This is a genomic window from Flavobacterium adhaerens (assembly GCF_040045115.1).
GTDB classification, from domain to species: Bacteria; Bacteroidota; Bacteroidia; order Flavobacteriales; family Flavobacteriaceae; genus Flavobacterium; species Flavobacterium adhaerens.
This window is the reverse complement of the sequence record NZ_JBDLZX010000001.1, coordinates 23,711-50,543: the sequence shown is the minus strand read 5'-3', so window position 1 is coordinate 50,543 and position 26,833 is coordinate 23,711. Positions and strand designations below refer to the sequence as shown.

Sequence of the window (26,833 nt, the reverse complement as noted above, 5' to 3'; positions counted from 1 at the left end):
TCAAAGTGTTTAACAAATTGTTTTAACAACTTAAAAACTGCATTATGAAAACGACAGCGAAAATAAAAATGGCTATTATAGTAGTAATTACAGCATTATTTACCGTTGACACCAACGCACAAGAAGCAACAAATTACGATCAAGGTTTTAGATTAGGATTTGGTCTAACAGGCGGTTATGCCATTCACGAACCTTACAAACTGGCGTTAGGAGCCGATGCCAGGTTACAATACGATCTTTCCAAAAGATATTCTCTAACGCTCACCACTGGTTACAGCAATCTCTTTGTGAGCGAATCCGATGGTAACGACCTCGGTTTTATTCCAGCAAAACTAGGTTTCAAAGCTTTTATTTGGAACGATCAATTTTACATAATGGGCGAAGGAGGTGCTGCCTTCTCTACAACCAACGATTACAACAAAACCTCACTACTCTTGGCGCCAAGTATAGGGTATGCAACAAAATGCATCGACATATCCTTGAGATACGACCACTATAATGATTTTGAAAGACTCAATGATAACGGAACACTAAGCAAGGGGGTTGGTCAAATAGGCCTTCGCTTGGCTTATGGTTTCAAATTATAATTTCGTCAAAAAAAACTTTAAAAGAGGTTGTCCAAGAAGTCTTGTCTTTGTCATTCCAAATTTATTTCGGAATCTAAAAAATATTGATAATTAAATATTTACAGAAGCTGAAACAAATTCAGTTTGACAAGAGAATGTCTTTTTAGACAACCCCTTTTTTTTTGTAAAACTCAATAATATAAACCGTATTTTTGAGGAGCTATTTCCAGCTGTTCGTTACAAACTTTTTCAAGAACTTCTTTATTTTCTAAGCACTAGCAGGAGCTTCTTAGGTCGCTCTGCCAGCACAAGAAAAAACAAGAGTTCTTTTCAAAAGGTTTTACACTTCCATCTGGGCTAGGGCATTCATTTTCAAAACAAATTTCATGGAAAAATTCACATTAGAAATCCTATTTCACATCATCGGTATAGGTTCAGCATCAGGACTTATATACAAAGACAATACTTTATTTATCATTAGTGACAATAGCGGATATTTATACGAATATGCAATGCCATCTCAAACACTACAACGCCACGAAATTATCGAAAACACCACCGATAACATCCCCAAAAGCGACAAACCCGATTTTGAATCAATTACCCAGTTTGGCGATACACTTTATGTTTTTGGTTCGGGTTCTACCCCAAAAAGAAACCAAATGATCGAAATAAACACCGTTGCCAAAGAAATACGAACCAATGATTTGACCAATCTGTATTCGGTTATGCAAAGTTTTACCGCAATCAAACCAGAAGATTTTAATATCGAAGGAGCCATCAATTCAGGGAAAGAATGGTACTTATTTAATCGGGGCAATGGAGAATCGGCCAAAAACACCATATTTACCATTGAAGGCAAAAACCTCCTGAACGAATTTAACATGGTATCCAACAACTATAAATTACCCAAAATAAAAGGAGTTCGTAGTAGTTTTACAGATGCCGTTTTACTGGATTCCAAAATATATTTTCTAGCAACTGTAGAGGATACCAAATCTACTTATGATGATGGCGCAATCTTAGGAAGCTTCATAGGTTGCATAGATACTAAAACCATGAAAATAAATTTTACCAAAAAAATTACAGACACTCACAAATTTGAAGGTTTAACCGTTTATCAAAACAACGATAGGACCATAACATTTTTGCTTTGCGAAGACAACGATACCGAAACATTAAAAACCACAATTTTCAAACTTACTATCACTAAAAAATGACAAAAATAAATAGGAAAATTATTTTATTTACTGATTAAAATCAAAATAAATATGTATTTTTCGAAAAAAAAATACATGATCAAATTTATACTTAACCTATTAATTTTCCTACTATTTACTCTACACTCATTTGCTCAAAAAAGCATTGATCCCACTCCCGAAGACATAACAAAAGCAAAAAGTCTTAGAGAAACCTATAACAAAGACGATGTTGCCATACTAGAAAGCACCGAAAAAATTGCATTTGATCTAAACAAAGATCAATCTAAGGTTATGGTAAAACACAATGTAAATGAACTTTTGATGAACATCAACCATCGAGCTGATATTCAAAAGTATGAATTCTATGATAGTGAGTCTAAAATTGATGTGTTCAATCTAAATTTTAGAAATGACAAAAAAACAAATTTCTATGTAAAAGATGAATTTTACAAAGACAAGGATTTATTTTACAACGATGCTCGCGTCAAATACATGAACATCGATTTCCCGTTTCAAGGCTATACCTATAAATATGAAATCGAAAAAAGATACGAAGATGTAAAGTATTTTAGAGCCTTATATTTTAATGACGAATTCCCTGTTCTAAAAAAACAAATAACAATAACAATCCCTTCGTGGCTAACTGTTGAACTCAAAGAATTCAATTTCAAAGGAAACAACATCACCAAAGAACAAGCCAAAGATTCTAAGAACAATACCGTTTATACCTATACCCTAAACAACATTCCAGGTATTTACAAAGAAGAAAATTCGCCAGGCAGAAGCTACTTGTATCCACATATATTGGTTATTGCCAAATCATTCAAAGCAAAAGACAAAGAGGTTACGTTATTTAATTCGACCGCCGATTTGTACAAATGGTATAAATCGTTGGTAGATTCTATGAAAGACGATCCTACTGTTTTAAAAGAAAAAGTAAAAGAACTTACCGCAAATGCCAAAACGGATGAAGAAAAAATAAAAAACATCTATTATTGGGTACAAGACAATATTCGATACATTGCTTTTGAAGATGGAATCGCTGGTTTTAAACCCGATGAATGCAACAACGTTTTCAGCAATAGATATGGTGATTGTAAAGGAATGGCCAACTTAATCAAGCAAATGCTTAAACTAGCAGGTTTTGACGCTCGATTAACCTGGATTGGTACCAAACATATTGCCTACGATTATACAACACCATCATTGGCAGTAGATAACCATATGATTTGTACTCTTTTTTATAAAGGTAAAAAATACTATTTGGATGGAACCGAAAACTATGCTCCACTAGGAGAAAATGCCGAAAGAATTCAAAACAAAGAAATCATGATCGAAAATGGGAACGATTTTATCATAGAAAAAGTTCCGTTGATGACCGATGCAAACAATAAAGAAACCTTCAAATCTAAACTTCATATCGAAAACAACCAATTGAAAGGCACTTGTTCCAGAAGTTATATTGGTGAGAGTAGAACACAATTTCTCAAAATATACAACTCATTCAAAACCAATAAAAAATCAGAAAACCTCGAAAGTTATTTATCTTCTAATGATAAGAATATTCAAATCGATGCAGTAAAAACCTCCGATTTAAACAATAGAGATATCAAATTGACTTTGGATTACGAAATTACAATTGCCAACAAAGTTTCATCTTTTGACAATGAAATGTACATTGATATTGAATACAACAATGAATTCAAAAACATGAACTTAAAAGATCGTAAAACTGATTATCAATTTGATTACAAAGAAAACTACGAATCTATAACCGAGTTTACTATTCCTAACGGTTACAAAGTTACAAAGCTCCCAACCAACTTTGTGGTCACCGAAAACGATTATACCGTATCGCTAACATTCGAAAAAACTCCGAAAGCAATACTCTATAAAAAACAATTTATTTTTAAAAATGCCGAAATAAAAACAACCGAAATCGCTAAATGGCAAACTTTAAACAAAAATCTAAACGAAAACTACAATCAACAAATTACACTAACCAAAATATAATGATGCGTAATGCTGTTGGCAAACAGCAATCAAAGTTATGCCGCCTATTAAATTAAACTTACCAACAATGAAATCAATTATTACTTTTATTTTAATTCTATTCAGCATTTCGACATTTGCTCAAAAAAAGTCAGAAATAGACGAACTGGTTTGGGGAAAAACTGATGAATACAGCAAGGTTACCGAAGTTCCAAGCAAATGGAAAGACGAATCGGCTGTCATTATTTACAAGTACAATTATTACGGTTACCACAAATTTGGAACCAGCGTAAAATACACTTACATCATTAGAGAACGCTTAAAACTACAAGATGCAGCTGCCGTAAAAGAATATTCTGAGTTTTCATTTAGAGAAAAATTTAAATCCGATAAAGGATATGGAGCAAAAAATGCTACTGGTATATTTGGTATAAAAATTGTCAAACCAAATGGCAAAGAAATAATTGTTGATGTCGAAAAAGAAGCCAAAGAAATAGATAAAGAGAAAAAAATTGCAATTGCAAATCTAGAAATTGGGGATATTATCGACATCTATTCCTATACTATGGAACCCTTTTATTCTAAATATGCTTTAGGTTTTGATCCGATAGAAACAACATTGGGTGACTACTACCCTATCATGAATTTGAAGATAAGTTTTAAAACCGAAAATGATTTCTTCCTAAATTTCAACACCTATAACGGAGCACCAGAACTTAAAGAAATAGAAACAGGCAAAGGAGGCGAAAGACAATATGTCTTGGAAGCCAAAGACATTGAAAAAAATGAATTTCCGCGTTGGTTTTATCCTTTGGTCGAAATGCCTTGCTATAAGTTTCAGGTTTCGTTTGCCAGATCAGGAAAATATGAAGATGCCGCTTATGCATTTTTACCTAAAAAAGAGAACATCGTAAAGAAAAATGTTTCTAAAGATGAAGTCTTTGAATACTATAATGATAAATTCAGACCTTCTGGAAATATGGCTCCCGTTGAAGAATTTGTCAAAAATCATAAATTCTCAAGCGATGAAGAAAAAGTTAGAGAAGTATATTATTTTACCAGACACAAATTTTACACGCAATTTATTGAACCAATGATTGTAGAGAATCAAAAACTATTTAGCCCATACAAATATTATCAGTATGATTTTAAATGGTTTATGAACACTCAAAAACAGTTCATTGATTACTTCATGGAATTTTTAAAAGAAAACAAAATAGAATACGACTTAATCGTAGCCACAGGCAAAGAAAACGGTCCTATTGACGATTTATTGATCGAGCAAAATGCTAAAGTCTTATTGAGAGTCAACACCAAGAAACCAATTTATTTAGACTATTTTACATCATTTTCGAACACAGACTTTTTTGATTATTCTTTAGAAGGAACAAAAGCTTATGTGATGCAAATTTCTAAAGGAAAAAAAATCGTAGATGCTCAAAACACAACTTTGCCAGAATCAACAGCCGAAGACAATACATCTAAATCAATTTCAAACATCACGATATCGGATGATTTTTCGACTTTAAAAGTGAATCGTGAATTGCAATTTCAAGGTCATTTAAAAGAAGACCAACAATCCTATCGTGTAAAATTTTATGATTATGTACACGAAGACTATACCAAATATGTGACTGAATCTTTGGACGATCGTATAAAATCTAAAAAAGAAAGAGCGAAATATATCAAAGAATACGACGCATTTATTACCAAACTCAAAGAAAACTTATTAGAAAGCGGTAAAAAAGATATTAGCGAAGAATTTGGTTTTGAAGTTGAAGACTACAACAGTACTATAACCAATACCGGAAGGTACGGAACTAAAACACCTCTTGCTGTAAATGAAAATTTTAGTATCAAAAAAGATTTGATTAAAAAAGCTGGTAACAATTACATCCTTGAAATTGGGAAAATGCTAACCAAACAAGTCGAAATCACTAAAAAAGAAAAGGACAGAAAAAACAATGTTTATTCGCCTTATCCTCGCACTTATGAAAATGAAATAATTTTTGAAATTCCAAGCGGATATACCGTTTCTGGAATCGAAAAGTTAACTAAAAAAATACAAAACGAAACAGGCGAATTTACTAGTATTGCAAAGATAGAAGGCAATAAATTATCGATTAAAACCTTAAAAAAATACAACAAATACTACTGGCCAAATAGTGATTGGAAAAAAATGATCTCTTTCTTAGACGAAGCCTATCAATTTACACAAGAGAAAATTTTATTAAAAAAGAAATAATACTAACTCGCAATCTAACTTAAATTATAGCCAAAAGGCATTGAGAACTTTATATTTCTCAATGCCTTTTTTTCGAATTTGATTGCAAAAAAACCTTCAAAACTCCCTTTATATTATTAATTTTACTCTGTAAAACAACAATACCATGAATGACTTAAAAAATAAAAATGCACTAATTACTGGTGCAGGAAAAGGAATTGGAAAAGCTATTGCATTGGCTTTGGCCAAAGAAGGTGTAAATGTAATTTTATTGGCAAGAACACAATCGGATATAGATACCGTAGCCAAAGAAATAAAGGAATTAGGCGTAAAATCGTTTGCTATAACTACTGATGTTGCTGATATCAACTCTGTAAATACTGCCGTAGAGAAAGCCATATCGGAATTTAAAACCATCGATATTTTAATTAACAATGCAGGAATTGCTGCTTTTGGAAAATTCTTAGAACTAGAACCAACCGAATGGGAGCGTATTATTCAGGTAAATGTTATGGGAACGTATTATGTTACTCGTGCGATTTTACCGAATATGATAGAGAGACAAACTGGTGATATTATCAATATTTCGTCAACAGCTGGATTAAACGGAAATGCATTAACGAGTGCTTATAGTGCCTCAAAATTTGCCGTTTTAGGTTTAACAGATTCTCTAATGCAAGAAGTTCGCAAACACAATATTCGTGTAACAGCTTTAACCCCAAGTACTGTTGCAACGGATATGGCAAAAGATCTAAATCTGACGGATGGAAATCCCGAAAAAGTAATGCAATCCGAAGATATGGCTGAATTGATTATCGCTCAATTAAAATTAAACCGTCGAGTATTTATCAAAAACAGTAGTATTTGGTCAACAAATCCTTAAAAAAAAATCACGAATTCACACCAATAAAAAATCAATTTGTGTGAATTCGTGAAATTGTTTTTATACCTCTTTTTTTAAACTTCTACATTCAAAAATTTCATACGAACACATCCATCTTCATCAATTCTTGTCAAATTGATTTCGTGCAAAGTGTTTACCAATTCTGGATTCCAAGGCGTTTTTACTTTTACGTAATTTTCTGTAAAACCGTGAATATAGCCTTCTTTATTTTCTGCTTCAAAAAGAACCGTTCTATTAGTTCCTAATTGACTTTCGTAAAAAGCACGGCGCTTTTTTACCGATAAACCACGCAACATTTTACTGCGTTTGGCACGAACATTAGCTGGAACAACACCATCCATTTCGGCTGCTTCTGTATTATCTCTTTCCGAATAGGTAAAAACATGTAAGTACGAAATATTCAATTCGTTTAAAAAATGATACGTTTCTAAGAAATGTTCATCTGTTTCACCAGGAAAACCAACAATAACATCAACTCCAATACAAGCATGTGGCATTACTTCACGAATTTTGGCCACTCTTTCAGTATAAACTTCGCGCATATAACGACGTTTCATCAACTTTAAAATAGCATTACTCCCTGATTGTAATGGAATGTGAAAATGTGGAACAAAGGTTCTACTTTTGGATACAAACTCTATGGTTTCATTCTTCAACAAATTAGGCTCGATTGAAGAAATACGCAACCTTTCTATTCCTTCGACTTTGTCTAAAGCCTGAACTAATTCTAAGAAAGTATGTTCGTGTTTTTTATTTCCAAACTCCCCTTTTCCGTAGTCACCAATATTTACACCCGTAAGGACAATTTCTTTAATGTTTTGTTTCGAAATTTCATAAGCATTTTTCAAAACATTTTCCAATTCATCACTTCTAGAAATCCCACGAGCCAATGGAATTGTACAATAAGTACATTTATAATCGCAACCGTCTTGCACTTTCAGAAAAGCACGGGTTCTGTCCCCTATAGAATAACTGCCTACATAAAAATCGGCTTCGCTTATTTCACAAGAGTGTACTTGTCCATAATCATTTTTTGACAAATCATTTACATAATCTGCCAATTTGAATTTTTCGGTAGCACCCAAAACCAAATCAACTCCATCAACATCAGCTAATTCTTCAGGCTTTAATTGAGCATAACACCCAACGGCAGCCACAAATGCTTTGTCGTTTAATTTCATCGCTTTGCGAACAACTTGTTTGAATTGTTTATCTGCATTTTCGGTTACCGAACAAGTATTGATAACATACATGTCTGCAACCTCTTCAAAATCGACGCGGTCAAAACCTTCGTCTTGTAAATTCCTTGCAATTGTAGAAGTTTCTGAAAAATTCAGTTTACAACCCAAAGTATAAAAAGCAACTTTCTTCCTTTTTTCCATAATGATCTTAAATTAATGAAATCGTTGTCAAAAAATTTAAGTGCGCAAATTTACAAACAATATTTATTAAAACGAAATCACAAATAAATTGATTTTCAGCAAATTAAATATATACACAGACAAAATTTAAATAGAAAATAGATACCTGTAGAATCTAAGCAAAGACATAAACACAACAAACTCAAACTTGATATAAATAAATCTTTCGACACAACTTTCTTATTTATTCTTTTAAAAATAAAACAACTCAACAATAAATAAGTAAATACCTTGTTTTAACTACAAGTTTTTTCACAAAAAGCAACCTGAAAAATAAAAGTATTCTTGATTTTGTTGTTATGAATTTAAATCTTAATTTCACCATTCCAAAAAACAAATTAACATCGCAAAACTTCGATATTACCAATGAAGTTGTCATGCAAAATCATATCCAGAATTTAAAAGCATTGTCTATTTCAAAAACACATGAAACTATTGCGCTTTTAAATTGAATATCAGAAAAATATATAATAAACAAATGGGATTACCGAAAACCATAAAGAGTAGGTCAATATTAAACAACAATTATTTAAAAAAAATGAAATCAATCTGCCTCACCATCTCCCTACTATTCATCACAATTTTCACACAAGCACAAAGCACACCTTCTATTGCTACCAAAAATCCTTTTCCAACGATAAGTACCTTGACATCTTGGGCTAGTTATAATTCACAAGAAAAATTCAATATCGACATCAGATCACTTGGTTTCAAATTTGAAGAAAAATCGGTAGAAGCAGCTTCAACAGCTTACACCTACATCCGAAAAGTATCTGTAGATAACATCAACTATACCGATAGAATTGTTTATAGAATTGCTAATGATAATTCACAAAGTATTATTTCGTTAGTAACAGCTTCGACAGATTTAGTTTCTTTTTACACCCCTCAGTTGGCCAATTACAAAACCGGAAAATGCGATAACGAAATGTCTAAAGACAAAAAAACAACATGTACCTGTTATGACAATGGTCAATTTGTTATAGACGTTTGCGACGAAAGAGTTAAACTTACAATGGGTGACGGAAATAATTATTTTATTTCGGTAGCTAAAAAATAAAACAATTCAGATTCATACAAAAGAAAGTCCCGTTGTAGCGGGACTTTTTTTATACTAAAAGTTTTTGGAGATCCTAAAAAAACATTTCAAGCATACCTCTTTTTCAATCCCAAAAATCAGAATCTCTATAAAAATTGCGATAAAAATCATCATCGTCATCTGAATTGTTCGAATTTTTAAAAAAATTATCGGGCAACTCAATGCTTCCAGTACAAAAACCAACTATCAAAAGTCCTGCAAGAATTAATAAAGCATATCCCATAGTAAATAGATTTTAATTGTAAAAGTTACAAATCAATCGTGGTGTTAAAAAAATAAAACGTTGTACAGCCAAAAAATTCAGTTTAAGTACCAAAAAACGAATTAATTAATCAATAATTTAAAATCAACTCAAAGTAAGTGAGAATATCATATAAGAACGTATGTACAAAAAGCATTAAAAAAACACATTTAACACACAACTGATTAAAAATGAATTCATTAACTTTAAATGTAAATTTTAAAAACAACAATTATGAAAATTAAATCAATCATTTGTAGTTTATGTATTGCCTTATTGGTATTGTCTTGTGGCCCTAAAGATGCTGACATTCAAAAAGAAATTCTTGCAAAAATGGGCGATATGCCAGAAATGCAGGTTTCGGTAAAAGATGGTATAGCAACAATTTCTGGTATTTGCAAAGACGAAGCTTGCAAAGCAAGTTGTGAAAACATCGCCAAAGAAGTAAAAGGGGTAAAATCGGTAGTGAATAATTGCAAAATTGCAGCACCCGAACCTATAATTGCTCCTATCGAAATTAACACTGATGCTATTTTGACAACCGCTGTCAGCAAAGTTGTAGAAACCTACTCGGGGGTTACAGCAACAGTTTTGGACGGAGTAATTACTTTGAAAGGAGAAATAAAAAGAGATCAATTACCTACTTTAATTCAGAGTATGCAAGAATTAAAACCTAAAAAAGTCGAAAACCAATTAACTATAAAATAAACTACGATGAGCTTAAACGATAAATATGCAGAATTAATTACAACAGCGACTAATTTGGGAGTTACTGACTTGCAAGTTCGCGAACAAGACAATGTATTATATATAGACGGAACCGCAAAATCGGCTGCAGACAAAGATAAAATTTGGGAAGTGTATGGCAAAATTGATCCCGATTTTAGATCTGCTGATGTTGTTATGAATATTGCTGTGGCTGTAGGTACAACAATCGAATATACAGTTGTAAGTGGCGATTCTTTATCCAAAATTGGTAAAGCCTATGGTGTTTCTTGGCAATCTATTTATGAAGCCAATAAAGATATCATTAAAAATCCAGATCTAATTCAGGTGGGCTGGAAACTAAAAATCCCAACTGCATAACAGTTTTATAAACAAGTCTGGCTAACCGCAATACCAGACTTGTTTATTTTATATTTAGAAATCTAATAGTATTAGTCCAAAATATATTTTTTGATGACCTCTGCAACACCATTATCATTATTGGAAGCCACAATAACATCGCCTTTGCCTCTTAGCTCTGGACTTACATTATCAACCCATACACCCAAACCTGCATATTCTATCATTGTCAAATCGTTACCAGCATTTCCAACAGCTATAATCTCGCTTTGATCAATATTTAATTTTTTAGCTAATTTACTTAAACTAAAGGCCTTGTCAATTCCTTGTTGAGCTACTTCTAAAAAGAAAGGTTTAGACATCGAAACACTTAAATGTGGCATTCTTTCTTTTAAATCTATTTCTACATTTTTCAAATAAGATGGTTCTTCCAATAAAATACATTTCACCGCATTGGTTTGCACTTCTGCCTTAAAACTAGTTACTTTATTATGAGGTAAACCAGTAATATTTTTTTCTACATCAATATATTCTGAATCGGTTTCACTAACAATCGCTTCATTCAAATACGTAATGATATGTGTTTTGCTCTCCAAACTGTAATCGTATAGTTCATGAATTTGTTCTTTGGTTAAAGTTTGCTCAAAAAGAACCGTATCCGATTTTAAATCTGTAATTACAGCACCATTATAAGAAAGCATATATGAATTATAAAAATCCAATTTTAATTCTTTAGCATAAGCGGTCATTGCTGAAGTTGGCCGGCCAGATGCCAAAACGACATAAACCCCCTTTTCCTGAGCTTTAAAAATCATTTCTTTATTTTCATCTGATATGGTATGATTGTCTGTCAACAATGTATCATCCATATCCAAAACCAACATTTTGTAATTTATTTTTTTCATTATTCTATTCTCTTCTAATAAAAAAACCTTGATACAATTTTGTGTTTCAAGGCTTTAAAAAGTTGCAATTCATTCGAACTAAATACTCAACCTAAACGCTTCGATAACTGGATTTGCTTTTGCAAAATCAGTTTCTTGAATAAAAACTTCAACAGCTGAATCCGAATTTGGAAATCCAGACATTCTAGCCGACTGAATGTTGTTTTTAATTGAAGTTTCGACTCCGACCTCTTCAATTTTTTTTTGCAAAGCCAAAGCTAAAATTTCGCTTCCTGAAAATACTTTCATTAATCCCATACTATTACTTTTTTAAATTATTATTCAAATTAACTACAGAAATTAAGAGTATTTTAACCTTGAGCACTTGCTACTCCTGAAATCAGATTTTACTCTTCTTCATTATCAATTTCCTCATCTAACTCTTCAAAATCATCAAAATCTTGTTGCTTGTAAATTTCCTCTTTCAAGTCTTCGTCATCCTCATCTTCCTCATCTTCCTCATCTTCATATTCATTAAAATCGAATTCGTATGGTTCTACTAACATTTTATCTGCCAATAATTCTATACGCTCTGTAATTTGATCTGTAAAAATAAGGCGTTGTGTCTTGGCAATACTATTTGAAATTCTCATAATTTTGGTTTCATGTCTCAATTTCAAAATTTTATCGGCATCATCTATAATAAACATTCTCAATCTGTTTACATTATAACCAGCCGTTGAAAACATATCGTTTAGTTTTGTTGGAGTTCCAATAAGAACATCAATTCCGGCCGAAATAAAATTTTTGTCATAATCCATATCCCCTTTTTCATGCACGCCATACACTCTCAAGTTAGTAAATTTTCCAAACTTATCAAAGAGTTCTTCCATTTCACGAATTTTCGCTTTATCCTCTACAAAAATTAAAGCACGTGGAGATTCTTCGCCTTTACAAACCAGTTGTTGAATTACATTGATGACAATTGTTGCTGTTTTACCTGAATATGCTGGCGAAGCTATAATTGCATCAACACCACTTTTTATGGTCGAAAAAGTTTCTTTTTGCAATAAATTAGCTTCTATTAATCCGCTATCAATCAAAGCTTCTTGTAATACAGGATTTATTTTTTTTAACTTCATTTTTTATGATTGAAAGATTAAATTACTTTATTTGCTGGCAAAAGCTTTTACATCACTCTCCGAAATTTCGCTTCCACCAAGAATAATCAAACGTTCTACTACATTTCGCAACTCCCTAATATTTCCAGTCCAGTCGTACTGTTGAAGTAAATTGATGGCTTCTTTCGAGAATTTCTTGACAGCATTTCCGTTTTCATTTGCAATTTTAACTGTAAAATGTTTTATTAATTCTGGAATATCATCTCTTCTATCATTCAAAGAAGGAACTTTTATAAGAATTACTGCCAAACGATGGTACAAATCCTCTCTAAAACGTCCTTCGGCAATTTCATTTTTCAAATCTTTATTAGTGGCAGCGATCACACGAACATCTACTTTAATGTCATTATCGGCTCCTACTCTAGTAATGATTCCTTCTTGTAAAGCCCTTAGTACTTTGGCTTGAGCCGATAAACTCATATCCCCAATTTCGTCTAAGAAAATGGTTCCTTTATTGGCGGCTTCAAATTTTCCAGCACGATCTTTTACAGCCGATGTAAAAGCCCCTTTTACATGACCAAACAATTCACTTTCTATCAATTCACCTGGAATTGCAGCACAATTTACCTCAATCATTGGGGCGGTAGCACGATCACTTTTGTCGTGCAATTGATGAGCGACCAATTCTTTTCCTGTTCCATTAGGCCCCGTTATCAAAACACGAGCATCAGTTGGAGCTACTTTATCAATCATAATTTTCACTAGATTAATTTGCTCACTTTCTCCGATTATCTCGTACTTTTTGCTGACTTTCTTTTTTAAAATTTTGTTTTCGACAACTAATTTTTTTCGATCCAAAGCAATACGTACTGTATTTAACAATCGATTCAAATCTGGTGGTTTTGAGATATAATCAAAAGCTCCTAAACGCATTGTATTGATAGCGGTTTCCATATCACCATGTCCGGAAATCATAACAATTGGAATTTCGGTATCAAATTTTTTGACTGCTTCAAGTAACTCAACACCATCCATTTTTGGCATTTTTATATCACAAAGCACTAAATCATAATCATTTTCTTTTATTTTTTCGAGTCCTATAACTCCATCCTCAGCAGCATCTACTTCATAAGAATCATTCTCTTCGCAAAGTATTCTAACCAATACTCTTCGGATAGCTTCTTCGTCTTCAATAATTAAAATTTTGCTCATTGTTTAGGTTTCAGAAATTTTAAGCTTTTGATTTGTATTTTATCCAAAAACTTACAAACTATAAATTAATATTTAAGCCATCTATACAATTCTTTCCAGCTTGGTTTTTTTCCGTACATCAAAATTCCGACACGATAAATTTTGGCTGCAAACCAAACTACCCCGATAAATGTCAAGAATAACAAAGATACAGAAATTGCAATTTGCCACCATGGTACCCCAAAAGGAATACGCATTAACATAACAATTGGAGAGGTTAACGGAATCATCGAAAAAGTTACCGCAATTGTTCCGTGTGGGTCATTAATAACAGTAAAAAAACCAATATAAACACTTAATATCAAGGGCATGATGATTGGTAATAAAAACTGCTGAGAATCAGTTTGATTATCTACAGCTGCACCAATTGCCGCATAAAATGAACTATATAAAAAATAACCTCCTATAAAATACACAATAAAGCCAATCAAAATACTTGCAATAGGAAGACTCCATAACTCTTTGATATACATTTGTGCTGTGCCTGAAAATTCTTGTTGCGCTACTTGCATCATTTCTGGAGAAACTCTTGCTGTTGGTCCTAAATTGACTCCGAAAAATGTCGAAGCTGCAAAAATCAACGCCAAACCAATAATAGACCATATAATAAACTGCAACAAACCAGCCAATGAAGTTCCAATTATTTTTCCCATCATAAGTTGGAAAGGTTTGACCGAAGATATAATGATTTCAATAATACGGTTGGTCTTTTCTTCAATTACAGATCGCATAACCATATTACCATAAATAATGATAAACATCATGATAAGATACCCAAAAGCACCACCAATTCCTATTTTAATTTCATTCAACCCTTTTAGACTTTCCTCTCCTGATGCCTTAGTTAAATTTAAAACAACCTTTGCTTGAGCATTCTTTATGGCCAAAGTGTCCAAATGTGCTAATTCTAGATTACTTTTGGTCAATTTATCAGCAATAAGATTTTGTGTTTTTTCGATAAATATTATACTCGGACTATCATCCGAAATTAATTGAATTTTAGTTTCTAAATCTTTGTTAGTATTGGTTTTAGGAATATAAAGCAGCGCTTCATAATTTTCTCTAGTGATACTGTCCTTGAGAATATCAATATCTATTTGCGAATAATCCAGGTATTTATGGTCATCATCCTCAAGATTCAAGGCCATAAACTCTTTTACAAACAAACCTGATTCATCGTGAATGGCGACAAATTTAGTATCAGGTTTCATCGAACTCAAATAGGTTATAAACACTGTAATTGCCACAAATAATAATGGACTCAAAAATGTCATTACAATAAATGACTTGTTGCGAACTTTGGCAATAAACTCTCTTTTTATGATTAATGAAATTATACTCATTTTGAAATTTTAGATTTAAAATTTTAGATTTTGATTCAATTACCCGAAATCTAAAATCTAAGATTGACTGACTGTTTGAATAAAAATATCATTTACACTTGGTATTTTTTCTACAAAATGGGTAATTTGACCACGTTGTACCAAAACATTCAATAAATCATTTGGAGTTGAATTCCCAATTTGAATTTCTAACTTTAGTTCGTCATTTAATGATTTAAAATTTGCAGAACCAACTTTGAATTTTTGCGTGACATCATACATTAAACCTTCGATATTATCAGACAAAATTCCAACTTCGTAACTATTGGTTCTGAATTGTCTTTTTACATCGATCAACTTTCCCTCTATCAATTTATTCGATTTGTGAATCAAGGCAATATGATCGCATAATTCCTCAACACTTTCCATTCTATGAGTCGAAAAAATAATGGTTGATCCTTGCTTCTGAAGTTCTAATATTTCATCTTTAATCACATTCGCATTTACAGGATCAAACCCTGAAAAAGGTTCATCAAAAATCAACAACTTAGGTTTATGCAGCACGCAAACTACAAACTGTATTTTCTGTGCCATCCCTTTGGATAATTCTTGAATCTTTTTATTCCACCATCCATTAATTCCTAAACGATCAAACCAATATTCTAATTGTTTTTTGGCTTCGGATTTAGACAATCCTTTCATTTGAGCCAAATACAAACATTGCTCTCCAACTTTCATAGAACTATATAATCCTCTCTCTTCAGGAAGGTAGCCAATGTGCTGAACATGTTTTGGCTGAAGTTTTTCGCCATCAAGAATTACCTCACCACTATCGGGCATTGTAATTTGATTGATAATTCGAATTAAGGAAGTTTTCCCAGCACCATTAGGTCCTAATAAACCAAAAATACTGCCTTTGGGAATTGAAAGAGAAACCGAATTAAGAGCGACATAATCGCCATATTGTTTTACAACATTGTTGACTTCAAGTATAGTACTCATATCACTTTTTTAGAATTGCAAAAGTAGTCAATTAGTAATGAATCTAACAGGGATCTTACACAAAAAGACCCTAAAACTAACTATAATCAAACCAAAACAACAAAACAGTGCTTTTTAACCAAAAGACAAACTTTCCACTTCAACATTCAATCACAAAATCAAAACAAAATAAACTTTTTATTATTTTTAAATAAAAATATAAGATATGAAGACATTTTCGTTACTTTTTTGTTCATTTATAAGTTTTCTTTGCCAAGCGCAACTGAGAACAAACGATGCCATTCCGTTACAAGATGATCTAAAAAATTACGACATCGAAACAGTTGCAGATGGCATAAACATCCCTTGGGGAATGGCTTTTTTACCCGATAACTCTATACTTATCACTGAAAAAACAGGCGTTTTATACCATATAATAAATGGTAAAAAAACGGAAATAAAAAATACACCAAAGGTTTATAACCGTGGACAAGGCGGTTTAATGGATATTGTTTTGCATCCTAATTATTCAACAAATGGTTGGATTTATTTTACTTATGCCTCAACGGATGGTGAAGGCGAAGGAGGAAACACAAAACTAATACGAGCCAAACTAGAAAACGAAAACCTCACCCAAATAGAATCTTTGTACAAATGTGAGCCAAATACCACAAAAGGACATCATTTTGGCTCACGAATTGCCTTTGACAAAGAAGGATACCTGTATTTTTCGGCCGGAGAACGTGGAGAACATTTTGTAAATCCACAAGATATTACACGTGATAATGGAAAAATTTATCGTCTTAATGATGATGGAAGTATCCCAAAAGACAATCCTTTTTTTGATAACGAAACGGCAAAAAAAGCCATTTATTCCTACGGGCATCGTAATCCTCAAGGATTGGCTATGAATCCAGCTACGGGAACAATTTGGGAAAATGAACATGGACCTCAAGGTGGAGACGAAATCAATATCATCAAAAAAGGAGCAAATTACGGTTGGCCAGTGGTAACTTACGGCATCGATTACAACAATAGTATAATTAGCACCGAAACACAAAAACTAGGAATTGAGAATCCAATTTATTATTGGGCACCCTCTATTGCTCCTAGTGGAATGACTTTTGTAACCAGCGATATTTATCCTAATTGGAAAGGACATTTACTGATAGGTTCCTTAAAATTTCAATACTTGGAATTAATAAAATTAGATGGTGACAAAGTTATTGGTAGGCAAAAAATCGCAACAGACATTGGTCGTTTACGCAATGTGATTCAAGCACCCGATGGGTATATTTATTTAGGAGTTGAAGGAAAAGGAATTTTAAAAATTATCCCAAAAACATAATGATTACAAAAATAAATATTGGCATGGCCTTATTGGCTTGGGGTGTGACTTACTTTCTAAACCCAACAATTTCAAATCAGTATTCTCAAAAAGGATATTTACCAATTAAAATACAGCAAACACCAATACAGGAAAGTATTATTCGAGGCAAAGAAATCTATGCTGATTTTTGCATTCAATGTCATTTACCTTCTGGTAAAGGAAATGAAATCACTTTTCCTCCATTGGACGGCTCCGATTGGCTAAAAAAGAAAAGAAAAGAGAGCATTCATGCAGTAAAATTTGGTCAAAAAGGAGAGATTATTGTAAATCAAAAAAAATACAATAGCAATATGCCTCCAACGGGATTAAGCAATCAAGAAGTTGCTGATGTTATGAATTACATCATGAACTCCTGGAGCAATTCCAATAAAAAAATGGTTACCGAAAAAGAAGTAGAACAGATTAAAGAATAAATCCTTTTTTCTAAAAAATCCCCATTCTAAAATCAATTAGAATGGGGATTACATATTTAGACTTTTTTAAAAAAGAAATTAAGAAAACATATCTTTTACTTTTTCAAAAAATGATTTGTCTGATTTTTCAGGACTTGGAGTAAAATTATCATCGTTTAATGCTTTTTCAAAGAATTGTCTTTGTTCTTTATTCAACGTTTTTGGCGTCCAAACATTAACATGAACCAATAAATCTCCGCTACCATAACCATTGATACTTGGAACACCTTTGCCTTTCAACCTCAAAATTTTACCTGATTGAATACCTTCTTCTAATTTGATTCTTACTTTACCATTTACAGCCTCAATATCTTTTGAAATTCCGAGAACAGCTTCGGCAAAACTGATATACAAGTCATAATGAATGTTCTCGCCCTCACGTTTCAAAAACTCATGTTCTATCTCTTCGATAACCACAATTAAATCTCCAGAAACGCTATTCCCTGGTGCATCATTTCCTTTTCCAGAAACTTTCAATTGCATGCCATCAACAACACCAGCAGGAATTTTTATTGAAACTGTTTCATCTTCAGAAATCATTCCTTGTGAATCGGCATTGTTTGGTTTTTTATCCAATATTTGTCCAGATCCACCACAAGTTGGACAAGTAGAAGCTGATTGCATTCTTCCCAGAATAGTATTGGTTACGCGCATTACTTGTCCTTGACCGTTACAAGTAGAACATGTTTTATAAGATACTCCAGGAGCTTGAACTTTGCGTTTTACTTTTACTTTTTTCTCAACACCATTTACGATTTCTTCAAGAGTCAATTTTACTTTGATACGTAAATTGCTTCCTTTTGCACGACGTGGGCCACCGCCTCCGCCTCCGAAACCGCCAAAACCACCGCCAAAGATATCACCAAATTGACTGAATATATCATCCATATTCATACCACCATGGCCTCCGCCAAATCCTCCAGATCCATCAAAAGCTTGATGACCATACTGATCGTATTTTGCTTTTTTAGCAGGATCGCTCAACACTTCATAAGCTTCAGCAGCCAATTTAAAGTTTTCTTCTGCCTCTTTGTCGCCAGGATTCTTGTCAGGATGGTATTTCAAAGCACTTTTTCGGTATGCTTTTTTTATTTCAGCAGCATCAGCACCTTTTGAAATGCCTAATATTTCATAAAAATCTTTTTTCATAATTTAAAGTAATTCCAAATTTTAAAAATCACAACTCCTTAGTTAACCGTTATTATCCTCCGATTACTACTTTTGGGAAGCGAATAATTTTGTCTCCTAATTTGTATCCTTTTTCAAGAACGTCTATAACTTTCCCTTTCATATCCTCTGAAGGTGCAGGAATTTGTGTAATAGCTTCAGCAAAATCAGCATTAAAAGCATCTCCTACTTTAACATCCACTAACTCTAAGCCTTTTCCAACCAAGGTTCCTTTTAATTTTTCATGAATAAGTTCTACACCTTTAGCCAAAGATTCATCTTCTGACTTACTGATTTCTATAATAGCTCTATCAAAATCATCTAATATTGGTAACATGGCTAGCAATACTTCCTGATTTGCCGTCTTGAATAATTCGACTCTTTCTTTAGTAGTACGTCTTTTATAATTTTCAAATTCTGCAAATAATCTCAAGAACTTATCTTTTTCTCTAGCTAAGTCTTGTGTCAATTGCTCTTCAACACTTAATTCTTCAATAATGATTTGCTCTCCATTTGCATTTTTCTCTAAAGTCACATCATCTATTTCTTGATCGAATTCTGTATTTTCTGTAGTCATATTACTTTTATTTTTAAAAAAATTCTTAAACATAGTTTTATTCTTTTAATCCGATTGCAAAAGTACTGCCAAAACTTATAAAATGTCAAATTGTCATCTTTTATTTTAAAAATAAAAATGACTGTAAAAAAAGTTCTTTATAGCTAAAAAAAAATTAATATAATTTTAAGACTATTACGATATAGTTTACATAAATTTGAGTATGGTTTTATCAACCCCAAAGGATACAACTCGCAATAATCTTAACATAAGTTGTTTTCTATTATAATTATTAATTCACCCAGCCTTATATCAAAAAAAGCTTCGTTATTTAGTAACGAAGCTTTTTTCTTTATTATAATTTTAGGTTATTTCAATCTGATACTCCATTCAAAATCCATTTCCGAAACTTGTACACCTTCTTCATTAGTTCCAATAGATTTCATCCAAAATGTTTGACCTTCCCCCGTAGCAATCGTTTTTTGAACCGCTTCCTCAATCAAATGTCCGTCATGGCAAACAAATGTAATTAAACCCGTAGCTTTTTTTGAAAAATTAGATTTATTGTTGGCAACTAACATTGAAATTTTCTTACCACTTGTTTGAATATTATCGATGACCAAAGCTCCTGTAGTCATTTCGGCAGCCATAGCCTGAACAGCAAAATACATAGAATTAAAAGGATTCTGGTTTATCCATCTATGTTTTACCGTTACTATACATTGTTCTTTTGTAATAGATTTGACACGAACTCCACAAATATAGGCAGAAGGTAATTTGAATAGTAAAAATCGATTCAATTTTGTAACAGTAAGTCCCATAACACCATTTTTTTAAGGCTAAAATACAAAAAATACTATGCACACATATAAAAAACAAGTGCTAATTATAATTGAAAGCTATTCTAAAATACAATAACTGGTTTTAAAACACTTTCAAACACAATATCAATCATCTTAGAATAAACTAATCCCTATTACAATTTAAAATTTATAAGTAAAATCGTTTGCTAATGTTAATATTATGTTAATATATACTACTATGTGATACAAGATACCGTACTTTAAACATATATTTGCATAAGAAATTACTAGGTTAGTCTATAGTTCTATTTCTAACATCAATCAAAAATCAAAAAACGAACATTAAAAATTAAAAAAATGGAAACTGCAAACGAAAACAAAATTGCTGCTTTTACACACTTAAGTACTTTGAGTCAATATATAATTCCGTTTGGAAATTATATTTTTCCGATACTATTTTGGACATCGAAAAAAGACCAATCTAAATTTGTTGACGAAAACGGTAAACAAGCCTTAAATTTTCAATTAAGTATTCTAATGTATTCCTTAATCTTTGCTCTTATTGCTATTCCGATTTTCTTATATACAGTGTTAAGCAATATATCATTCATCGAATTAATCAACTATGATGATATTATTTTTGAAAGATTGAATTATGCTAACAGTATAGGATGGTTGACCTTAGGTGTGATTGCGCTTTTGGCAATTGCATTTATCAAAATAGCCGAATTCTTTTTGGTCATTTTGGCCACAATAAAAGCTTCGAATGGAGAAACTTATAATTATCCGTTTACGATTCCATTTTTGAAATAAACAAACTAAAAATCAATCAATCAATCAATCAATCAATCAAAAAATGAACAGTTTAATCAACAAATCAACTCAAATTACAACATTATGAACATTGAAAACACTAAAGCCCAGATGCGTAAAGGTGTTCTTGAGTTTTGTATCTTATCGGTTTTGAAAGAGAAAGACGCTTATACCTCAGAAATATTAGACACCTTGAAAGACGCTAAATTATTGGTTGTTGAGGGAACCATTTATCCATTGTTAACGCGATTAAAAAACGATGGTTTACTGAATTATCGTTGGGAAGAATCAACCTCGGGACCACCACGAAAATATTATGGTTTGACCGAAATAGGCCATACCTTTTTGAAAGAATTAGATGGAACTTGGACAGAATTATCCAATGCTGTTAACTTAATTACTACCAACCAAAAATAACAAAGTCATGAACAAAACTGTAAATATAAATTTAGGTGGAATGGTCTTCCATATTGATGAAGATGCGTACCAAAAATTAACACGATATTTTGATGCTATCAAACGCTCGCTATCAAAATCATCAGGTCAAGAAGAAATATTAAAAGATATCGAAATGAGGGTATCGGAATTGTTGCTTGAGAAACAAAAAAGCGAAAAACACGTTGTTACACTTAGAGAAGTTGATGAAGTAATCGCAATTATGGGGCAACCTGAAGATTACATCATTGAAGAAGATGGTCCAAGTGACAACTCTAGTTCATATAACTATTCGGCTCCTAGAACGACCAAAAAATTGTACCGCGATAAAGAAAACGGAATGATTGGTGGTGTGGCAACTGGTTTAGGACATTATTTTGGTATAGATGCGGTTTGGTTAAAAATTACATTTTTGATCTTTGTTTTTGCAGGATTTGGTACTGGTATTTTAGCCTATATTATCCTTTGGATAGTAACTCCTGAAGCGGTAACAACTTCAGAAAAATTAGAAATGACTGGCGAGCCCGTAACGATTTCGAATATCGAAAAAAAAGTCCGTGAAGAATTTGAAAATGTTTCTGGAAAATTAAAAAATGTAGATTACGATAAATTTGGTAACCAAGTAAAGTCGGGTGCTGGTAAAATAGGCAGTTCATTTGGCGATTTTATCATAACTGTTTTCAAAGTTTTTGCTAAAATCCTAGGGGTTATTTTGATTATGACTGGTTTAACTACTTTAGTATTACTTTTCATTGGTGTATTTACTTTGGGAACAACTGTTTCATTAAATTTTCCTTGGTCTAGTTTTATAGAGGCAGGCAATTTTACAGATTATCCAATTTGGTCTTTTGGTATATTGATGTTCTTAGCAGTAGGAATTCCGTTCTTTTTCATGACCTTATTAGGTTTCAGACTATTGGCTCCAAACATGAAATCAGTTGGAAATATAGTAAAATACACTTTGCTAGCTGTTTGGTTAATAGCTGTATCTATAGCCATTTCTATTGGTATTACACAAGCAACAGCATTTGCAGTAAGCAGTAGATCGATTCAAAAAGAAACTCTAAATCTTAAACCAACAGATACTCTTTCTATCAAATTTGTTCATAATAATTATTTTGCAAAAGACATACACGATAGAAACGATTTTATGATAACCAAAGACTCATTGGATAATGATATTATCTATTCGAATGAAGTAAGCATTCAAATTGAAAAATCAGACGAAAAATACGCCTATATTCAAATTGAAAAAGATGCCAAAGGAAAATCATTGTCTGAAGCCAAAAAAAGAGCCGAAGCGATACGTTACAACTACAAAATTGTTGGCAACAAATTGATCTTTGACAATTATTTGATTACCGAAGCCAAAAACAAATTCCGTGACCAAGAAATTGAAATCACTTTGTTTTTACCAGAAGGTACATTATTTAAACCAGACGATTCGATGGAACATTATGACCGAACTGATGGTGATTACTTTTATTGGCATCCCGAAAAAAATGAACTTTTTAGAGTAGGAAATGACAAAATAAAATGTCTAAATTGCCCTGAAGAAGATATTGATGATACAGAAAACAAAAGCAACATCACTATTAATGGCGACGGCGTAACTATCGAAAGTGATTCTGTTGTAAAGACCAAAAAGAATTTCAAAGAATTGAAAATCAATAAAGACGGCATTATCATCAAAACAGAATAAATCGTCTTGATCTCATACTAATCAAAAAACTTTAGCCATGTTAAAACTCATCACATTAATCACCAAATTTATTGTCATTACAATAATAGCGTTATTGTTTGGCTCTTGTAATCAAGGTTTATTAAATTCGGTTACCGGAAGCGGTAATGTTACTACAGAGAAAAGAACTGTTGCAGGCGATTTTAAAAATATCGAAATCAGCAATGCACTCGATCTTGAAATTGAGCAATCCAACACAACCGAAATAATTGTTATTGCAGATGACAATCTCCAAAAAGATATTATCACCAATATAGAAAATGGCGTTCTTTCTATTTCATGCAAATTTGGCAATTACAACAATGTTACTTCCAAAAAAGTAAAAGTAAAAATGCCTGTCATCGAAGGATTAGAAGCGTCATCAGCCTCTACAATCAGAAGCAATTCAACATTAAAAGGTGTTAACTTATCATTGGTTTCGTCAAGTGCTGCTTCAATAAACATTGCTGCTGAGTATGAAAATATTGAGTTAAACAGTAGTAGCGGAAGCTCTCAAACCATCAAAGGAAAAGCAATTCATGCTGTAACCTCTTCTTCGAGTGGTTCGACATTAAATGCTGGTGAATTATTTGTAAATGATATTGATGCGAATGCTTCTAGCGGCTCCTCTACAATCGTTTCGCCGATAGTGAGTCTCAAAGCAGATGCGTCAAGTGGTTCAAGTATTGTTTATAAAAAGACTCCAAAATCTATTGAAAAAGAAGAACATTCTGGAGCAAGTATTCACCAAGAATAATATTCATCGCATCAAAATTCAAAAAAAATCATCCATCAACAATGGGTGATTTTTTTATATTTGCAATAAACCCAAATAAAATAAGATGAAATATTTGCATTTAATTATTGTTTGTCTGCTAACAACAACCCTAACAATTGGTCAAAACAAAGAAAAAGTAAAAGGTTCAAAAACAGTTATCGAAAAAGCAAAAGAAATTGGCGAATTCAATGCCTTAGAAATAGAAGACAATCTCACTGTATTCTTAGAAAAAGGAGATAAAAACGAAATAAAAATCGAAGCTGACGATAATCTACATGAGGAAATCTCATTTGACATCAAAGAAAAATCTCTTCGAATCTACACTTCAAAGGAAATTAGTACGTACAAAAAATTGGTTTTAAAAATCAAATACACCAATGATTTAAAATCTGTTACTGCCAAAAATGCATCGATAATAAATGCTCTAGAAGTTATTATGCTAGACGAAATCAACTTCAAATCTTTGGATTATGCAAAATTGTATATGAATGTAAATTCTAAAAACTTTACTTTGATTTCGGATGATAAAACTAAGATTGAGTTGAATTTGAAAGCCGAAAAAGCAAAATTCCAATTAAACAATAACGCACAAGTAAAGGCATTGATAACAGCAACAGACCTTGCATTTGATATGTTCCAAAAAACATCAGCAATCATTGAAGGAGAAACCACTAACGCGATTATCAAACAGGACAATAACAGCGTTTTTACGGGGAATAATTTTACCATAAAAAATGGTGATGTAACTACAGATGGAGAATCCGTAAGCAATATAATGGCCGATGTATCACTTATTATTGATGCAAATGGATCATCAAAAATCTATTTGTTGGGAACGCCTAAAATCGAGGTTAGAAAATTTTTAGGACAAGCTCAAATAATTAAAAAAGCGAAATAAACTTTTTGTCTAAAATTGTTTAAAGTTGTTTAAAAGCAGTAACTATCTTTCAAACAACTTTAAACATTTTAAACTTTAAACCAATTTAGACCTCTTTTGCAGCCAAATACCTTTCGGCATCCAATGCAGCCATACAGCCAGTTCCTGCAGCTGTAATTGCCTGGCGATACACATGATCAGCAGCATCACCAGCTACAAAAACACCTTCAACATTTGTTTTTGAGGTTCCAGGTGTGTTTACAATATAACCTGTTTCGTCAAGAGTTAAATACTCTTTAAAAATATCAGTATTGGGTTTGTGACCAATTGCGGCAAAGAAACCAGTTGCTGGAATTTCAAAAACCTCATCTGTAGATTTATTTCTAGCTTTTACACCAGTAACAACATTTCCATCTCCCAAAATTTCAACAGTATCATGGTTCATCAAAATAGAAATATTCTCAGTTTTGCGAACACGCTCTTCCATGATTTTTGAAGCTCTAAATTTATCACTACGAACCAGCATAGTAACTTTTGAACATAATTTAGATAAATAATGTGCTTCTTCGCAAGCAGAATCCCCTGCTCCAACGATTACAACTTCTTGATTTCTATAGAAAAAACCGTCACAAACCGCACAAGCCGAAACTCCACCTCCCATTTTCAAATAGTGTTGCTCCGATTCTAAACCAAGGTATTTAGCAGAAGCACCAGTCGAAATAATTACAGTATCACAATGCAATTCGATTTTGTCGTTAATCCAAACTTTGTGAACTCCTCCAGAAAAATCAACTTTGGTTGCCCATCCATCACGAACATCGGCTCCAAAACGTTGCGCTTGTTGTTGTAATTGTATCATCATTTCCGGACCTGTAATTCCATCAACATAACCTGGAAAATTCTCTACTTCATTAGTCGTAGTCAATTGTCCTCCTGGTTGCATTCCTTGATATAAAACTGGATTCATGTTAGCTCTAGCAGCATAAATAGCAGCAGTATAACCCGCAGGACCAGAACCTATAATAAGACATTTAATTTTTTCGATAGTATCTGACATAATGTATTTGATTTTTTTTTTAACAACACAAAAATAGGTTATTAATGCTGGATAAAATAATAGGATTTATCATTTTTTGTTATCCAAGAATAGATAAATAAAAAAAGCCTTCTTGTAATCAAGAAGGCTTTTGTCGGGGTGGCAGGATTCGAACCTGCGACCTCCTGCTCCCAAAGCAGGCGCGATAACCGGGCTACGCTACACCCCGTATTGCGGGTGCAAATATACAACTCTTTTTTACTTATACAAGTCTATTTTATAAAATAAAAAATAAAATTTAAAAAAGCTTTTATAAACATTCTCACCAGGAGTGGTGTTGCAAAAGACAAAAAAGTTGCCTAATAAAGTCGTGGCTTCTTATTTGAATATCTCGCAGGAGACTTTGAGCAGGTTGAAGACTAGAAACTTAAATTTCCACGCTATCCGCTTAAGAGATATTTATACTATATCTGGCAATCAGGATTAGTAAAATTTCAAATAAAATAAAAACCACGAATAGACCTCTACTCGTG

28 protein-coding genes and 1 tRNA gene are annotated in these 26,833 nt (G+C 32.5%); 16 read left to right on the top strand and 13 right to left on the bottom strand.

Going from position 1 to position 26,833, the window contains the following annotated elements; translation table 11 throughout:
* Positions 1–44 precede the first annotated feature (44 nt).
* From ABEB18_RS00230 to ABEB18_RS00210, 5 genes are all read left to right on the top strand, one after another.
* Positions 45–587 (top strand): hypothetical protein, encoded by a 543-nt coding sequence (locus tag ABEB18_RS00230; protein WP_348796987.1) that lies wholly within the window; start codon positions 45–47, stop codon positions 585–587.
* A gap of 365 nt (positions 588–952) precedes the next feature.
* Entirely contained in the window at positions 953–1,786 is an 834-nt protein-coding gene (locus tag ABEB18_RS00225; RefSeq protein WP_348796986.1) for a DUF6929 family protein, read from the top strand.
* A gap of 75 nt (positions 1,787–1,861) precedes the next feature.
* Positions 1,862–3,781: a transglutaminase-like domain-containing protein gene (locus tag ABEB18_RS00220; protein WP_348796985.1), complete on the top strand. Its 1,920-nt coding sequence runs from the start codon at positions 1,862–1,864 to the stop codon at positions 3,779–3,781.
* 67 nt (positions 3,782–3,848) lie between these two features.
* Entirely contained in the window at positions 3,849–6,005 is a 2,157-nt protein-coding gene (locus ABEB18_RS00215; RefSeq protein ID WP_348796984.1) for a DUF3858 domain-containing protein, read from the top strand.
* 145 nt (positions 6,006–6,150) lie between these two features.
* Positions 6,151–6,867, top strand: a complete 717-nt coding sequence (locus tag ABEB18_RS00210) for a 3-ketoacyl-ACP reductase (protein ID WP_348796983.1) — start codon at positions 6,151–6,153, stop codon at positions 6,865–6,867.
* A 74-nt stretch (positions 6,868–6,941) separates the two neighbouring features.
* Here the strand turns inward: ABEB18_RS00210 and mtaB are convergent, their stop codons facing one another.
* Positions 6,942–8,270, bottom strand: a complete 1,329-nt coding sequence (gene mtaB, locus ABEB18_RS00205) for a tRNA (N(6)-L-threonylcarbamoyladenosine(37)-C(2))-methylthiotransferase MtaB (RefSeq protein ID WP_348796982.1) — start codon at positions 8,268–8,270, stop codon at positions 6,942–6,944.
* Between the two features lie 338 nt (positions 8,271–8,608).
* On the opposite strand from mtaB, the gene ABEB18_RS00200 reads away from it, so the two are divergent.
* Both ABEB18_RS00200 and ABEB18_RS00195 read left to right on the top strand, forming a co-directional pair.
* Positions 8,609–8,761, top strand: coding sequence for a hypothetical protein (locus ABEB18_RS00200; RefSeq protein WP_348796981.1), 153 nt, complete (start codon positions 8,609–8,611; stop codon positions 8,759–8,761).
* A gap of 86 nt (positions 8,762–8,847) precedes the next feature.
* Complete coding sequence (locus tag ABEB18_RS00195; RefSeq protein ID WP_348796980.1) at positions 8,848–9,369, top strand: hypothetical protein; 522 nt, start codon at positions 8,848–8,850, stop codon at positions 9,367–9,369.
* A gap of 103 nt (positions 9,370–9,472) precedes the next feature.
* Here the strand turns inward: ABEB18_RS00195 and ABEB18_RS00190 are convergent, their stop codons facing one another.
* Positions 9,473–9,631 carry a hypothetical protein gene (locus tag ABEB18_RS00190; RefSeq protein WP_348796979.1) on the bottom strand — a complete coding sequence of 53 codons (159 nt, stop codon included), beginning with the start codon at positions 9,629–9,631 and terminating at the stop codon, positions 9,473–9,475.
* Between the two features lie 252 nt (positions 9,632–9,883).
* Between ABEB18_RS00190 and ABEB18_RS00185 the strand changes: the two genes are divergently transcribed.
* Both ABEB18_RS00185 and ABEB18_RS00180 read left to right on the top strand, forming a co-directional pair.
* Entirely contained in the window at positions 9,884–10,357 is a 474-nt protein-coding gene (locus tag ABEB18_RS00185) for a BON domain-containing protein (RefSeq protein WP_348796978.1), read from the top strand.
* A gap of 6 nt (positions 10,358–10,363) precedes the next feature.
* Positions 10,364–10,735: a LysM peptidoglycan-binding domain-containing protein gene (locus tag ABEB18_RS00180; protein ID WP_348796977.1), complete on the top strand. Its 372-nt coding sequence runs from the start codon at positions 10,364–10,366 to the stop codon at positions 10,733–10,735.
* A gap of 71 nt (positions 10,736–10,806) precedes the next feature.
* Here the strand turns inward: ABEB18_RS00180 and ABEB18_RS00175 are convergent, their stop codons facing one another.
* From ABEB18_RS00175 to ABEB18_RS00150, 6 genes are all read right to left on the bottom strand, one after another.
* Positions 10,807–11,619 (bottom strand): Cof-type HAD-IIB family hydrolase, encoded by an 813-nt coding sequence (locus ABEB18_RS00175; RefSeq protein ID WP_348796976.1) that lies wholly within the window; start codon positions 11,617–11,619, stop codon positions 10,807–10,809.
* A gap of 78 nt (positions 11,620–11,697) precedes the next feature.
* Positions 11,698–11,916: a putative signal transducing protein gene (locus ABEB18_RS00170; protein ID WP_348796975.1), complete on the bottom strand. Its 219-nt coding sequence runs from the start codon at positions 11,914–11,916 to the stop codon at positions 11,698–11,700.
* 89 nt (positions 11,917–12,005) lie between these two features.
* Positions 12,006–12,740 (bottom strand): DEAD/DEAH box helicase, encoded by a 735-nt coding sequence (locus ABEB18_RS00165; protein WP_348796974.1) that lies wholly within the window; start codon positions 12,738–12,740, stop codon positions 12,006–12,008.
* Positions 12,741–12,767: 27 nt separating this feature from the next.
* Positions 12,768–13,931 carry a sigma-54-dependent transcriptional regulator gene (locus tag ABEB18_RS00160; protein ID WP_348796973.1) on the bottom strand — a complete coding sequence of 388 codons (1,164 nt, stop codon included), beginning with the start codon at positions 13,929–13,931 and terminating at the stop codon, positions 12,768–12,770.
* Positions 13,932–13,996: 65 nt separating this feature from the next.
* Complete coding sequence (locus ABEB18_RS00155) at positions 13,997–15,313, bottom strand: ABC transporter permease (RefSeq protein ID WP_348796972.1); 1,317 nt, start codon at positions 15,311–15,313, stop codon at positions 13,997–13,999.
* A 57-nt stretch (positions 15,314–15,370) separates the two neighbouring features.
* Positions 15,371–16,294, bottom strand: coding sequence for an ABC transporter ATP-binding protein (locus ABEB18_RS00150; RefSeq protein ID WP_348796971.1), 924 nt, complete (start codon positions 16,292–16,294; stop codon positions 15,371–15,373).
* A 205-nt stretch (positions 16,295–16,499) separates the two neighbouring features.
* On the opposite strand from ABEB18_RS00150, the gene ABEB18_RS00145 reads away from it, so the two are divergent.
* Both ABEB18_RS00145 and ABEB18_RS00140 read left to right on the top strand, forming a co-directional pair.
* Positions 16,500–17,621 carry a PQQ-dependent sugar dehydrogenase gene (locus tag ABEB18_RS00145; RefSeq protein ID WP_348796970.1) on the top strand — a complete coding sequence of 374 codons (1,122 nt, stop codon included), beginning with the start codon at positions 16,500–16,502 and terminating at the stop codon, positions 17,619–17,621.
* Positions 17,621–18,076 carry a c-type cytochrome gene (locus ABEB18_RS00140; RefSeq protein WP_348796969.1) on the top strand — a complete coding sequence of 152 codons (456 nt, stop codon included), beginning with the start codon at positions 17,621–17,623 and terminating at the stop codon, positions 18,074–18,076. Before ABEB18_RS00145 ends, ABEB18_RS00140 begins: the two co-directional genes overlap by 1 nt.
* Positions 18,077–18,154: 78 nt before the next feature.
* On the opposite strand, the gene dnaJ is transcribed toward ABEB18_RS00140, so the two are convergent.
* The 3 genes from dnaJ to ABEB18_RS00125 all read right to left on the bottom strand — a co-directional run bounded on the left by dnaJ (position 18,155) and on the right by ABEB18_RS00125 (position 20,659).
* The gene (gene dnaJ / locus ABEB18_RS00135; RefSeq protein WP_348796968.1) at positions 18,155–19,264 is read right to left on the bottom strand and encodes a molecular chaperone DnaJ; all 1,110 of its coding nucleotides are present in this window, start codon (positions 19,262–19,264) and stop codon (positions 18,155–18,157) included.
* Positions 19,265–19,316: 52 nt separating this feature from the next.
* A complete protein-coding gene (locus ABEB18_RS00130) occupies positions 19,317–19,892 on the bottom strand; it encodes a nucleotide exchange factor GrpE (RefSeq protein ID WP_438861429.1) in 576 nt (191 codons plus the stop codon).
* 314 nt (positions 19,893–20,206) lie between these two features.
* Positions 20,207–20,659 carry a DUF4442 domain-containing protein gene (locus tag ABEB18_RS00125; RefSeq protein WP_348796966.1) on the bottom strand — a complete coding sequence of 151 codons (453 nt, stop codon included), beginning with the start codon at positions 20,657–20,659 and terminating at the stop codon, positions 20,207–20,209.
* Between the two features lie 339 nt (positions 20,660–20,998).
* Here ABEB18_RS00125 and ABEB18_RS00120 point away from each other — a divergent pair, with 339 nt between their 5' ends.
* From ABEB18_RS00120 to ABEB18_RS00100, 5 genes are all read left to right on the top strand, one after another.
* Positions 20,999–21,454, top strand: coding sequence for a DUF4870 domain-containing protein (locus tag ABEB18_RS00120; RefSeq protein ID WP_348796965.1), 456 nt, complete (start codon positions 20,999–21,001; stop codon positions 21,452–21,454).
* Positions 21,455–21,538: 84 nt separating this feature from the next.
* Complete coding sequence (locus ABEB18_RS00115; RefSeq protein ID WP_348796964.1) at positions 21,539–21,871, top strand: PadR family transcriptional regulator; 333 nt, start codon at positions 21,539–21,541, stop codon at positions 21,869–21,871.
* A 7-nt stretch (positions 21,872–21,878) separates the two neighbouring features.
* Positions 21,879–23,591 carry a PspC domain-containing protein gene (locus tag ABEB18_RS00110; protein ID WP_348796963.1) on the top strand — a complete coding sequence of 571 codons (1,713 nt, stop codon included), beginning with the start codon at positions 21,879–21,881 and terminating at the stop codon, positions 23,589–23,591.
* Positions 23,592–23,628: 37 nt separating this feature from the next.
* Positions 23,629–24,366 carry a head GIN domain-containing protein gene (locus ABEB18_RS00105; protein WP_348796962.1) on the top strand — a complete coding sequence of 246 codons (738 nt, stop codon included), beginning with the start codon at positions 23,629–23,631 and terminating at the stop codon, positions 24,364–24,366.
* Between the two features lie 85 nt (positions 24,367–24,451).
* Positions 24,452–25,285 carry a GIN domain-containing protein gene (locus ABEB18_RS00100; RefSeq protein WP_348796961.1) on the top strand — a complete coding sequence of 278 codons (834 nt, stop codon included), beginning with the start codon at positions 24,452–24,454 and terminating at the stop codon, positions 25,283–25,285.
* Between the two features lie 85 nt (positions 25,286–25,370).
* Here ABEB18_RS00100 and trxB read toward each other — a convergent pair whose 3' ends face one another.
* Both trxB and ABEB18_RS00090 read right to left on the bottom strand, forming a co-directional pair.
* Positions 25,371–26,321, bottom strand: a complete 951-nt coding sequence (gene trxB / locus ABEB18_RS00095; RefSeq protein WP_348796960.1) for a thioredoxin-disulfide reductase — start codon at positions 26,319–26,321, stop codon at positions 25,371–25,373.
* A 133-nt stretch (positions 26,322–26,454) separates the two neighbouring features.
* Positions 26,455–26,529 (bottom strand) — tRNA-Pro (locus tag ABEB18_RS00090).
* Positions 26,530–26,833 lie beyond the last annotated feature (304 nt).